Below are 12,504 nucleotides of genomic sequence, written 5' to 3' on the forward strand. Positions count from 1 at the left end.
GATTCTCTGCGTGGTTCGAGACGCTCGCTTGACGCTCGCTCCTCACCATGACGAACACTAGTGCAGCCCGGCCACGCTCGTCATCCTGAGGAGCGATCCCTCAGGATCGCGCCTCGAAGGACGCACGGCCTCTACGCCCCGATCAGCGCCCGCGCGGCGGCGCGCGCGGCGTCGGTGATCTCGGCCCCGGCCAGCATGCGGGCGATCTCCTCCTCGCGGGCGTCGGGCGACAGGGCCTCGACGGCGGTGCGGGTCGAGGTGGCGTCGCCGCTCTTGCTGATCCGCCAGTGGGCGTGGCCGCGGGCGGCGACCTGCGGACTATGGGTCACCACCAGCACCTGGGCGTCGCCGGCCAGCTTGCGCAGGCGCAGGCCGACGGCGTCGGCGACCGCGCCGCCCACGCCCTGGTCGACCTCGTCGAAGATCATCAGCGGCTGGGCGCCGTGCTCGCGCGACGCCAGCGCCGCCTTCAGCGCCAGGGCGAAGCGGGCCAGCTCGCCCCCCGAGGCGATCACTTCGAGCGGGCCGAACGGCGCGCCGGGGTTGGTCGAGACCTCGAAGGCCACGCGGTCCAGGCCGGTCGGACCGGCGCGATCCTCGCCCAGCGGATCGACCACGACGCGGAACTTCGCCTTCTCCAGCTTCAGCGGCGCCAGTTCGGCCTCGACCGCCGTCGCCAACCGGTCGCCGGCGGCGCGGCGTTCAGCCGACAGGACGGCGGCGGCGTCGATGTAGGTCTTGCGGGCGGCGGCTTCGGCGACCTCGGCGATCTTCAGCTGCTCGCCGCTGGTCTCGATGTTGCGCAGCTTGGCGCCCAGTTCGGCCCGGACCTGCGGCAGGGCCTCGACCGTGACGTTCAGCTTCCGCGCCATGCCGCGCAGGGCGAAGAGCCGCTCCTCGGCCTCCTCCAGCCGTTTGGGATCGAGGTCGAAGGCCTCGGCGGCGTGGTCGATGGCGGCCTCGGCCTCACGAGCCTCGGTCAGGGCGCGGTCGATCGATTCGGCGGCGGCGTTCAGCCGTTCCACGGCCGGGCCGTCGGCGGCGGCGCCCGCCTGGATGGCTCGCTCGCGCGCCCGCTCGATGGCGCGGAAGGCGGCGGCCAGCTTGGACGACAGCCCCTCCCCGCCCAGGGCGTCGCGGGCCGCGTCGACGTCCGCCAGGGCCTTCTCGGCGGCGCCCAGCAGGGCCCGCTCCTCGGCCAGGGCGGTCTCCTCGCCGTCCTTGGGATCCAGCCGGTCCAGTTCGCCCAGGCGCAGGGCGGTCTCCTCGGCCTCGGCGGCGGCGCGGGAAGCCAGGTCGCGCAGGGTCTCGGCCCGTTCGCGCGCGGCGCGCCAGCCGCTCCAGGCGGCGGCCACGGTCCCGGCGGAGACGCCGCCGAAGGCGTCCAGCAGCTGGCGATGGGTGCGCGGGTCGAGCAGGCCGACGGTCTCGTGCTGGCCATGCACCTCGAGCAGCAGGGCGCCGAGCTCCTTCAGCGCGGCGACGCCGGTGGCCTGGTCGTTGACGAAGGCGCGGCTGCGGCCGTCGGCCGACAGCTGGCGGCGCAGGACCAGGTCCTCGTCCCGCTCGTAGGCCAGCCCCTTCTCGTCCAGGACGGCCCAGACGGCGTGGTCCGGCGGCAGGGAGAAGATGGCGGTGGCGCTGGCCTGCGCCGCGCCGCGGCGCACCAGTCCGGCCTCGGCGCGCGCGCCGGTGGCCAGACCCAGGGCGTCCAGGATGATCGACTTGCCGGCGCCGGTCTCGCCGGTAAGCGCCGTCAGGCCCGGACCTATGGCGAGGTCCAGGCTTTCGATCAGAACGACATCACGAATGGCCAGCCCGATAAGCATCGCGGGCAGTTTGTTCCAGAATCGTTCCGCGTCAACGGCCAAGAAGCTTGGAGAACCAGCCTTCTTTCTTCGGCTTCGGCTTGGGCAGCGCCGCGGGGTTCGCCGATTCCGGCGAAACGCGGTCATCGGCGGGCGGCGTGACGTCCTCGCCCGGCGGCGGCGGAGCCGGTTTCCGGCCCAGCATGCGGTCGAGATAGTTCTGCTTGGCGCCCGGGGTCTTGGGCTCGACGGCGGGCTGCAGGCCCTTGTCGCTCAACAGGCGGTAGGCGTCGGCGTACCAGGGGTCGCCCGGGAAGTTGTAGCCCAGCACGGCGCCGTTGGCCTTGGCCTCGCCGTTCAGGCCAAGCGTCAGATAGGCCTCGACCAGGCGATAGAGCGCCTCGGGCGTATGGGTGGTGGTCTGGAACTTGTCGACCACGGCCTTGAAGCGGCCGATCGCGGCCAGGGTCTGACCCTGCTTCAGATAGTACCGACCGATGGCCATTTCCTTGCCGGCCAGCTGGTCGTTGACCATGTCGATCTTGAGCCGGGCGTCGGCCGCGTACTCGGTGGTGGGGTAGCGCTGAACGATCTCGCGCAGGGTCACCAGCGCCTGTTCGCTGGAGGCCTGGTCGCGGTTCACGTCGACGATCTGCTCGAAGTAGCAGACGGCCTTCAGATAGTAGGCGTAAACGACCGACGGGTTGCCCGGGTACAGCTGGATGAAGCGATCGGCGGATTCGATCGCCGCCGGGTACTGGTTCGCCTGGTACTGGGCGTAGGCCGTCATCAGGATCGACCGGCGCGACCACTCCGAATACGGATGCTGGCGCTCGACTTCCTGGAAGTAGCTGACCGCTTCGGTCCAGCGCCGCTGGTCCAGGCGCAGCGCGCCCGTATTGTAAAGCAGTTCGACCGGCCGCTCCTGATAGGCGAGGCGAGGCTTCTTTTCCTTGCCGACGCAGGCGGTCAGCGCCAATGACGCCGACACGGCCAGGACGACGACAGCGGCCGCGCGGCCTTGCGATCTACGAAGCACGTACCCTCACCTCGAAGCAGTTCGAGCGCCCCCGGCGCCCCAAGGCTTCTACACCACAGGAAGTCGGGCGCAAATGCGGCGAAGCCGGATCAGACCGCTTCGGCCAGCTCCGGCGCCAGCGTCCGAAGACGCCAGGCGCGCGGATTGGCCGCCAGGGCGCGCGCCACCTGGTTGTTCAGGCCATGGCCGGCGTAGCGGCCTTCGAATCGGGCGAGCAGCGGCGCGCCCAGCACGTACAGGTCGCCGACGGCGTCCAGGGCCTTGTGGCGCACGAATTCGTCCGGGCGACGCAGGCCTTCCGGGTTCAGCACGCGGTCGCCGTCCAGGACCACGGCGTTCTCCATCGAGGCGCCGCGGGCCAGGCCGGCCGCGCGCAGGCCCTCGACATCCTTGAGGAAGCCGAAGGTGCGGCAGTTGGCCAATTCGCGACGGAACGACTCTTCGGTGATCTCCAGATCGATGGCCTGGCGGCCGACCGGAGCCGAATCGAAGAAGATCTCGAACGCCATCTCGAAGCGGTCCGACGGCAGCAGCGCGGCGCGCTTGTCGCCGTCGATCACCTCGATCGGCGCCAGCACCTCGATGTAGCGGCGCAGAGCTTCCTGACGACGGCGGCCGGCGCGGTCCAGGACCTGGACGAACGGCTCGGCCGATCCATCGAGGATCGGCACTTCCGGGCCATCCAGCTCGACCACCGCGTTGTCGACGCCCAGCGCGCACAGGGCGGCCATCAGGTGCTCGATGGTCGAGACCTTGGCGCCCGCGGCGTTGGACACGACGGTGCCCAGACGGGTCTGGCCGACGCACTCGGCCGACAGGCGGATGACGTTGTCGATGTCCTTCAGGTCGGCGCGCACGAAGACGATGCCGCTGTCCGGCGCGGCCGGACGAACGGCCACTCGCACATGCGCGCCCGTATGCACGCCGATGCCCGCGAAGATCACGGGGCCGGCGACGGTATGCTGGTAGTAGGCCGACATCGACACGAGAGAGAACCTTTGGCTTTGTTGTCGGCGGCCTTGCGACCGCCCTTTGCCCTGCATGCCATGTAGGCGGCGGGAGCGCCGGGGACAAAACAAACCCTGTTTCGGATTGTAACCCGGCCAAGCCTTTGAAATTACGGCAAAAATAAGAAGCCCCGGAAGCGTTTGCAACAACGCTTCCGGGGCTGTTGTTCACCATGTCGGACCGACGCCTCGGCGTCGGGCGACCCTGGACCGACTAGTTGGCCAGTCGGCGCAGGAAGGACGGGATCTCGAGATCGTCAGATTCGTCGGCCTGCGGCTCTTCCATCAGCGGCTGCGGCTGGGCGCGCCCGCCCTGGCTCCGCGGAGCCTCGTAGCGAGCCTGCTGCTGTGGCGGTTGCTGCTGCTGGCGGCTGCCGAACAGGCTCAGGAAGCCCTTGCGCTGCTGGCGGCTCTCGCCGAAGTGCGGATCGGCGTAGAGCGGACCGCCGAGCTCTTCCTCGTCGGCCACCAGCGGGTCGACGATGACCGTGCGCTGCTGCGGCTGCTGGACGACCGGCTGCTGGACGATCGGCGCGGCGGCCTGGACCGGTTGAGGCGCGGGCGGCGCTTCGAAGGACAGCTCCGGCTCGTACTCGGCGACCACCGGCTCGATCAGCTCGGGAGCCGGCGCGGCATAGGCGATCGGCTCAGGCGCACGGGCGACAGGCTCGTAGGCGGGCTGCGGCGCCGGGACCGGCTGCGCCGGATCGACGATCAGCGGCTTGGCCGTGGCGTTCACGCGGGTGGTGCGGTGCGGTTCGATGGCGGCGATCGAGGCGCCGTCCATGCCGGTGGCCACGACCGACACGCGGATCATGCCCTCCAGGGCCGGATCGAAGGCCGCGCCGAAGATCACATTGGCTTCCGGATCGACCTGGTCGGTGATGGCGTTGGCCGCCTCGTCGACTTCCAGCAGGGTCATGTCCAGGCCGCCGGTGACGTTCACCAGCACGGCCTTGGCGCCCTTCAGCGAGACTTCGTCCAGCAGCGGGTTCTGGATCGCGTTCTGGGCGGCCATCAGGGCGCGGTCGTCGCCGCTCGCCTCGCCGGTGCCCATCATCGCCTTGCCCATCTCGGTCATGACCGTGCGGACGTCGGCGAAGTCGAGGTTGATCAGGCCCGGCAGCACCATCAGGTCGGTGATGGAGCGGACGCCCGAGTGCAGGACCTGGTCGGCCATGCCGAAGGCCTCGGCGAAGGTCGTGCGCTCGTTGGCGACGCGGAACAGGTTCTGGTTCGGGATGACGATCAGGGTGTCGACGTAGCGCTGCAGCTCGGCGATGCCGGCGTCGGCCAGCCGCATGCGGTGGCGGCCTTCGAAGTGGAACGGCTTGGTGACCACGCCCACGGTCAGGATGCCGCGCTCACGCGCGCACTTGGCGATGATCGGCGCCGCGCCGGTGCCGGTGCCGCCGCCCATGCCGGCGGTGATGAAGACCATGTGGGCGCCGTCGAGGTGCTCGCCGATCTCCGGCGAACTCTCTTCGGCGGCGCTCATGCCGACTTCCGGATGCGCGCCGGCGCCCAGGCCCTGAGTCACCTGCACGCCAAGCTGGATGCGGCGCTCGGTCTTGGAAAACTGCAGCTGCTGCGCGTCGGTGTTGGCGACGACGAACTCGACGCCCTCCAGACCCGCCTCGATCATGTTGTTGACGGCGTTCCCGCCGGCCCCGCCGACGCCGAAAACGACGATCCTGGGCTTCAGTTCGGTGGTTTGCGGCGCGTAGAGCTTCATTTGGGACCCCGTGTCCTGGCGTTCTTCTCGAACAGCCCGGCGACCCGCCCGCCGGGAATGCCTTACGGCGGGGTTAACAATCAGACCCACATCCTTAATCGGCAGTTAATCGCATAGCCTGAGTCGGCCCTTCATCGAGCCGTCGCCGGAGGAAAACCTGTGGAAATAAGGGGAAAGCGAATCGCCTCCCCCATTATGGCTACAGATTGTCGCGCAGCCAGGCCGCGACCTTGGTCACCGCGCCGGCGCTGGGATCGACCGGCTCGCGCCGCTTGCCGGCCCCCGCCAGGATCTTGCCGGACACCGCCTCGCGCGGCCCGAAGGCGGCGCGGTGAAGCACGCCGGCGGCGGCGCAGAAGGCCGGGCCGGTCACGGCGTCGGCGAGGTGCGGAACGCGGCGCGGACGGCCCAGACGAACCGGACGATCGAACACCCGCACGGCCACTTCGCGCACGCCGGCCAGCTGGCTGGCGCCGCCGGTCAGGACGATGCCGGCGCCCGGCTCGATCGGCGCGCCCGAGGCCTTCAGCCGCTCACGGAGCAGCTCCAGCGTCTCCTCGACGCGGGGCGAGATGATGCCCTTCAGCAGTGAGCGCGGCGCGATCACCGGACCGGCGCCCGGGTCGTCGCCGCGCGGCGGCGCCTCGATCATCTCACGGTCTTCGTTGGCCGAGGCGATCGCCGAGCCGTGCAGGGTCTTGATCCGCTCGGCGCCGGCGCGGGAGGTCGACAGGCCGCGGGCGATGTCCTGGGTCACGTGCTCGCCGCCGACAGGCAGGCATTCGACATGGACCAGCGAGCCGCCGCTGAACACCGCCGCCGAGGTCGTGCCGCCGCCCATATCGATGCAGATGGCGCCCAGGTCCATCTCGTCCTCTTCCAGCGCCGCCAGCGCGGAGACGAACGGCGCGGCCACCACGCCCTCGAGCTGCAGATGGGCGCGCTCGACGCAGTGGCTCAGCGTCTGGAACACCGTCTCGGCGACCGAGATGACCAGCAGGTCGACGCCCAGGGTCTTGCCGAACATGGCGCGCGGATCGCGCACGCCCTTCTGTCCGTCCACGGACCAGGCGATCGGCAGGATATGCAGCGGGCGGCGGCCCGGCAGGCGGATCTGCGCCAGGGCCGAGGCCAGGGCGCGCGAGCAGTCGTTGTCCGAGATCGGACGGGCGCCGATCGACACGCGCGCCGACACGCGGTGGCTGGCCATCTGGCCGCCGGCGGTGGCGATGGTCACGCCCTGGACGCTGACCCCGGCGACCGACTCGGCGCGCTCGACCGCCAGGGCGATGGCCTCGGCGGCCTCGTCCATGCTGCAGATGGTGGCGCCCTTGACGCCGCGCGACTGCACGTAGCCGACGCCCGCCGTGGTCAGGGTGCGCTCGCCGCGGCGCACGCCGTCGGGCTTCATCACGAAGCAGGCCACCTTAGAGGCGCCCAGGTCGACAGCCGCGATCACGGGCTGGCGCGCAAGCGCCGCCTTCAGGCCGTCGCGAGCCTGTTTGCGATCGTCCGGTCGAGCCATGCTCTTGAGCACCCCTGCCCTCTTCCTTCCTTCAGACGCCCGCCGCCGACACTTCGCCGGGCAGCGCGCGGGTGGTGCGCGGCCGCAGGGCCACCAGGCCCGGATCGCGCAGATCGATACGTTCGAAGCCCAGCTCCAGGATCCGCTGGCGCTGGTCGAGCTGGTCCAGCTGGATCAGCGCGGATTCTTCCTCGACGGCCGGCAGCTGGACGATCCCGCCGTCCTTCAGCCGCAGATCCCAGCGACGACCGTCGACACGGACCAGCGCCTCGAGCCGGTCGCGCAGGCGCGGCCGCGACTGCACCGCCGGCAGGATCTGGGCGGCCGTCTCGTTGGCGCCCTCGCCGACGATCAGCGGCAGCTGCGGGAAACGGCCCGGGTCGGCTTCGGGAATCCGCTGGCCGGTGGAGTCGATGACCCAGGTGCGGCCCTGGGACTGCCAGACCGCCAGGGTCTCGCGCTCCTTGACGGCGACCACGAGGGTATCGGGCAGCAGGCGCACGACCTGCACTTCCTTGACCCAGCCGACGCGGGCGACCGCGGCGCGAATCGCCTCCAGGTCCAGGTCCAGGATCGGCAGGCCGGCATGCAGGCCGGTGGCGGCCAGGATCGCGTCCTGGGCCATCGGCGAAGCGCCCTGCACGTGGATCTTGTTCAGGCGGAATCCGGCGCCCGCGGTCTGGCCGGCGACGACGGACTTGGTCCCGTCGGCCAGACGCTCGCCGCGATGTCCGGTGGACAGGGCCACGACCAGGCCGACGACCAGAACCAGGCCGGCGGCTCCGAAGGCCACGACGGGAGGCAGCACGCCCTGCGCCGCGCGCAGCTTGGCCGCGGGCTTCGGCGCCGTGGAGGCGGCGCGGGCTTTTCCCCTGCTTGCGGGCGCTTTGGCCCGGGGCTTGGCGTTACCCTGCCTTGCCCCCCGCACTGCCGCGGGCATACGCATCCTCCACAATCCAGAGCACCAGTTGGTCGAACGACGTCCCCAGATGGGCCGCCTGCTCCGGAACGAGGGAGGTGGGCGTCATGCCGGGCTGCGTGTTGACCTCCAAAAGGACCAGAAGACGCTTAACAGGGTCATAACGAAGATCACTTCGGGTCACCCCTCGGCAACCAAGAGCGGCGTGGGCCAGCTCCGACAGGCGCAGGGCCTCGTCGAAAGCCTCCTGCGGAATCCGCGCCGGCAGGACATGCTGGGAGCCGCCTTCGGAATATTTGGCGTCGTAGTCGTAGAAGTCGGTGCGCGGAATGATCTCGGTCACCGTCTGCGCCTTGCCGTCCATGACCCCGACGGCCAGCTCCATGCCGGCGATGTAGGGCTCGACCATGACCTCCTCGCCGTAGGTCCAGCTGGGCGCCACGACTTCCTGCGGCGGGGTGTTGGCCCCCTCGCGGACGATGAAGACCCCGACCGAGGACCCCTCGGCGTTCGGCTTCACGACATAGGGCGGCGGCAGGACGTGGTCGCGGGCGACATCATGGCGATTGTACAGGCCGCCGCCGGGCACGGTGACGCCGGCCGCGGCCATGACGGCCTTCGACTTGGCCTTGTCCATGGCCAGGGCCGAGGACAGCACCCCGCAGTGGGTATAGGGCAGGCCCAGGGTCTCCAGCACGCCCTGGACGCAGCCGTCCTCGCCCCACTCGCCGTGCAGGGCGTTGAAGACCACGTCCGGCTTCACGGCGGTCAGCACCTGGGCCAGGTCGCGGCCGGCGTCGACGCGGGTGACCTTGGCCCCCAGGTTCTCCAGCGCCTTGGCGCAGGCCGCGCCGGAGACCAGGCTGACCTCGCGCTCCGACGACAGGCCGCCCAGCAGGACGGCGACGTGGTGACCTTGCAGGGGCAGGCTCATTTGGAGTCCTTCAGGGCGCGGAAGTCGATGTCGCTGTCGGCGATCATGTAGAGGGTCGAGGCCCAGGCGGCGACGTTCTGGCTCAGCTGCCGGGGGTCGACCTTGTCGATGGTGTCGTCCTCGGAATGGTGCAGGTCGAAGTAGCGGCTGGCGTCCTGGCGCAGGCCGAACACCGGCACGCCGGCGTCCTGCAGACCCTCGACGTCGGAGCCGCCGAACGTGGCTTCCTCACGCGAGACGATGACCTTCAGCGGGGCCAGCAGGCTGGCCAGCTGGCCGCCCAGCGGCGTCGCGGCGGCGCCCTTCGGCAGCTGCAGGGCGTAGACGCGGTCGGCGCCCAGGTCGCTCTCGCTGGCGGTGATGATATTGCCGAGGATGTCCTTGTGCGCCTTGGCGTAGGCCTCGCTGGAGCCGCCGGTCTCCTCCGAGCCCCACATCACCACGCGGATGGTCCGGCGCGGGTGACGCGGCAGGTCGCCGATCAGCTTGGCCGCGGCGGTGGTGATGGCGATGCCCGAGGCGTCGTCGATCGCGCCCGTGCCGACGTCCCAGCTGTCCAGGTGACCGCCGATGACGATGACTTCCTCGGGCTTCTCGCTGCCCGGGATATCGCCGGAGATGTTCCAGGCCACGGTCTTGTCGCTGGTGGTCGAGGCCATGGCCAGCTTGACCTTCACCGGGCCGCGAGCGGCCAGACGCTCCAGCAGGTCCGCGTCGGGCACGCCCAGGGCGGCGGCCGGGATCCTGGCCACGCCCTCGGCGTAGCGGGTGCCGCCGGTGTGAGCCAGGCGCGAGTCGGAGGTGGAGATCGAGCGGACCAGATAGGCGACCGCGCCGCGCTTGGCCGCCTCCGACGGGCCCGAACGGCGGGCGACGCCGGCGGCGCCGTAGCCCTGGCCGTCCTGGGTGCGGGTCATGGCCTGGGTGACGACGGCGATCTTGCCGTTCAGCGACCCGGCGGGCGCGGCCAGCAGATCGGCGTAGGCCTTGAACACCACGATCTCGGCCTCGATCCCCTTGGCCGGCGTCGGGACGCTGTTGCCCAGGCCGATGATCGACAGCCTGAACGGATAGGGCGCGACCACCGAGGCGGACTCGGGCCCACGCGCCCACGACGGCTTGGCGAACTCCTCGACGCGGATGTTCTCGAAGCCGAGCTTCTTGAGCGTGTCGACGCCCCAGTCCTTGGCCCGGGCCATGGCCGGCGAGCCGACCGGACGCGGCCCGATGCCGGTGGTCAGGTCGTCCAGCACGGTCCAGGCGGTCTGGTCGACCAGCGCCTTGTCCCGCAGGGCGGCGGCGGTGTCGACGGGCTCGGCGGCGACAGCCGCGGTCGAAAGGGCGAGGGAGGCCGCGAGGGCGAGCAGGGAAATGCGCATGCCCCGGCGGTGCGATAGCGCGGCCCCTGTGTCAAGCGGGCCGCCCTGACCCCGGGCTAAGAATTTCTCCTCTCCCTCTGGGAGAGGGGGACCACCCGAAGGGTGGTGGAGAGGGTCCTCGGCGTTTGGCCCCCTCCACCATGCTGCGCATGGTCCCCCTCCCCCGATGGGGGAGGATCGGGACCGCTGGGGAGGGTCGGACTTCATGCCGCCACAACGCTGTCAGCAGCATGTCGGCAGGGTGCCCTCCACAAGGAGATCGCCATGCCCGTCGCCACCGCCCTCGACGCCCTGCCCCGCCCGCCTTGCGCCGAGCTGCTCGGCTGGCATGTGCTGGACGCCGACATCGAGAAGGGCTGGATCCGGATCGGCTTCGAGGGACGACCAGAGTTCCTCAACCCCTCGGGCTACGTCCAGGGCGGGCTGCTGGCGGCCATGCTCGACGACGCCATGGGCCCAGCGGTGTTCGCCATGACAGAGGGTCGGATGTACACGGTGACCATGGACATGAACGTGTCCTACCTGGCGCCCGCCAAGCCGGGTCCGCTGTTCGGCGAAGGCCGGGTGGTGCAGCTGGGCCGAAGCGTGGGCTTCCTGGAGGCGACGCTGACGGACGCCGACGGCGTGCTGCTGGCCCGCGCCACCTCGACGGCCCGGCTGGTGGCGAGCGAGAAGGCCGTCACCAGCCTGGCCGCCCGATCCGCTTGAAACCGGGTCCTCCCCTCTGGGGGAGGTGGCTCGCCGAAGGCGAGACGGAGGGGGTCTGTCGCGCTCATCACCCCCTCAGTCGGCTGCGCCGACAGCTCCCCCAGAGGGGAGCATCCCGAGCCTCAGGCCGGCCGCCCGATCCGCTTGATTTCCCAGTTCAGCTCGACGCCGGTCTTGGCCTTCACGTCGGCGCGGACCGCGTCGCCCAGGCCTTCCAGGTCGGCCGCCGTGGCCTCGCCGGTGTTGATCATGAAGTTGCTGTGCAGTTCGCTGAACTTGGCCCCGCCGAACAGCTTCCCGCGCCAGCCGGCCTCGTCGACCAGCTTCCAGGACGAATGCCCCGGCGGGTTCTTGAAGGTCGAGCCCCCGGTTTTCTCGCGGATCGGCTGGGTGGTCTCGCGCCGGGCGGTGATCTCGGCCATTCGGGCCTTGATCACCGCCGGGTCGTCGGGCAGCCCCTCGAAGGCCGCGCCCAGCACCACCACCGGCTCGCCGTCCTGCAGCGCGCTGTGGCGGTAGGTGTAGCGCAGTTCCTTGAGCGGCAGCTCGCGCACCTGGCCGGAACGGTCCATGACCCGCGCCGAGATCAGGACGTTGACCGTCTCGGAGCCGTAGCAGCCGGCGTTCATGATCACCGCGCCGCCGACCGTGCCGGGGATGCCGGCGTAGAACTCCAGCCCGGCGATGCCGGCCTCGGCCGCCTTGCGGGCCAGGATGGCGTCCGGCACAGCCGAGCCGGCGCGGATGCGGTTGCCCTCCAGCGGCTCGACGGCGTTGAAGCCGCGTCCCAGCCGGATGACCACGCCCTCGACGCCGCCGTCGCGGACCAGCAGGTTCGACCCCACCCCGATCGGGATAATCGGCACGGCCGGGTCCAGCGCCTTGAGGAAATCGGCGAGATCAGCCTCATCCTCGGGCAGGAACACGACATCCGCCGGCCCGCCCACGCGGAACCAGGTGAACGGCGCCAGCGCCTCGTCGCGCAGCAGCTTGCCGCGGACCGCGGGGAGGTTGTCTTTCCAGGTCACACTGAAGTCTCTGCTATTTCGCCTTGAGAGGCCTTGGACCAAACGAGATGTGTTTCGCCATCGACGAAACCGATACCAATCGCCTGGATGCCTTTCAGAATCCGGAAGCGGTCATCGGCGACGTACCGGGCCAGCAGGGTTTGGGTTCGCTCCAAGCAGTCCTCCCAACGCTCCCCGGAAAAGTCCGCAGGTATGGTGAGCGATCGTTGGCTGGGTTCCCAGACTTCATCACAGGGCCAGTCTGGATTATTGGCATCGAAGCTACTCACACCAATCAGCTCGACCCCAAACCTCGCGTCTTCCTTTAAGGCGGGCTGGAACAGATTAGGCGAAATGGCGACCACCTCGCTCGGCAATCCATTCGCCAAGCTCAGAGCGAGCCACGCTTCGAAGTCCGCCGGAAAATCCGAAACCGTCAGCAT

The 12,504-nt window shown here is 70.2% G+C and carries 11 protein-coding genes; 1 reads left to right on the forward strand and 10 read right to left on the reverse strand.

From position 1 onward, the window contains the following. Window positions 1–131: 131 nt before the first annotated feature. The 8 genes from recN to CSW64_RS16040 all read right to left on the reverse strand — a co-directional run bounded on the left by recN (window position 132) and on the right by CSW64_RS16040 (window position 10,346). Window positions 132–1,829: a DNA repair protein RecN gene (recN, locus tag CSW64_RS16005; protein WP_099624298.1), complete on the reverse strand. Its 1,698-nt coding sequence runs from the start codon at window positions 1,827–1,829 to the stop codon at window positions 132–134. Window positions 1,830–1,860: 31 nt separating this feature from the next. Beyond that, window positions 1,861–2,847, reverse strand: a complete 987-nt coding sequence (locus CSW64_RS16010; protein ID WP_099623037.1) for an outer membrane protein assembly factor BamD — start codon at window positions 2,845–2,847, stop codon at window positions 1,861–1,863. 89 nt (window positions 2,848–2,936) lie between these two features. Then, window positions 2,937–3,833, reverse strand: coding sequence for a UDP-3-O-acyl-N-acetylglucosamine deacetylase (gene lpxC / locus CSW64_RS16015; RefSeq protein WP_099623038.1), 897 nt, complete (start codon window positions 3,831–3,833; stop codon window positions 2,937–2,939). Between the two features lie 235 nt (window positions 3,834–4,068). Then, window positions 4,069–5,589 (reverse strand): cell division protein FtsZ, encoded by a 1,521-nt coding sequence (ftsZ, locus tag CSW64_RS16020; protein ID WP_099623039.1) that lies wholly within the window; start codon window positions 5,587–5,589, stop codon window positions 4,069–4,071. 199 nt (window positions 5,590–5,788) lie between these two features. After that, on the reverse strand, window positions 5,789–7,114 hold the full coding sequence (gene ftsA / locus CSW64_RS16025; RefSeq protein ID WP_099624299.1) for a cell division protein FtsA: 1,326 nt from the start codon (window positions 7,112–7,114) through the stop codon (window positions 5,789–5,791). A gap of 31 nt (window positions 7,115–7,145) precedes the next feature. Continuing rightward, a complete protein-coding gene (locus CSW64_RS16030; protein ID WP_099623040.1) occupies window positions 7,146–8,054 on the reverse strand; it encodes a cell division protein FtsQ/DivIB in 909 nt (302 codons plus the stop codon). Beyond that, window positions 8,020–8,967, reverse strand: coding sequence for a D-alanine--D-alanine ligase (locus tag CSW64_RS16035; RefSeq protein ID WP_099623041.1), 948 nt, complete (start codon window positions 8,965–8,967; stop codon window positions 8,020–8,022). The genes CSW64_RS16030 and CSW64_RS16035 overlap by 35 nt, the downstream gene beginning before the upstream one ends. Continuing rightward, window positions 8,964–10,346, reverse strand: coding sequence for a M28 family peptidase (locus CSW64_RS16040; protein WP_099623042.1), 1,383 nt, complete (start codon window positions 10,344–10,346; stop codon window positions 8,964–8,966). Before CSW64_RS16040 ends, CSW64_RS16035 begins: the two co-directional genes overlap by 4 nt. A 264-nt stretch (window positions 10,347–10,610) precedes the next feature. Between CSW64_RS16040 and CSW64_RS16045 the strand changes: the two genes are divergently transcribed. Next, on the forward strand, window positions 10,611–11,054 hold the full coding sequence (locus CSW64_RS16045) for a PaaI family thioesterase (RefSeq protein WP_099623043.1): 444 nt from the start codon (window positions 10,611–10,613) through the stop codon (window positions 11,052–11,054). Window positions 11,055–11,176: 122 nt separating this feature from the next. Here the strand turns inward: CSW64_RS16045 and murB are convergent, their stop codons facing one another. Together murB and CSW64_RS16055 are read right to left on the reverse strand one after the other, a co-directional pair. After that, entirely contained in the window at window positions 11,177–12,082 is a 906-nt protein-coding gene (murB, locus tag CSW64_RS16050; protein ID WP_099623044.1) for a UDP-N-acetylmuramate dehydrogenase, read from the reverse strand. Further along, window positions 12,079–12,504, reverse strand: a complete 426-nt coding sequence (locus tag CSW64_RS16055; protein ID WP_150131436.1) for a hypothetical protein — start codon at window positions 12,502–12,504, stop codon at window positions 12,079–12,081. Before CSW64_RS16055 ends, murB begins: the two co-directional genes overlap by 4 nt.

Source organism: Caulobacter mirabilis, from assembly GCF_002749615.1.
Classification (GTDB): Bacteria; Pseudomonadota; Alphaproteobacteria; order Caulobacterales; family Caulobacteraceae; genus Caulobacter; species Caulobacter mirabilis.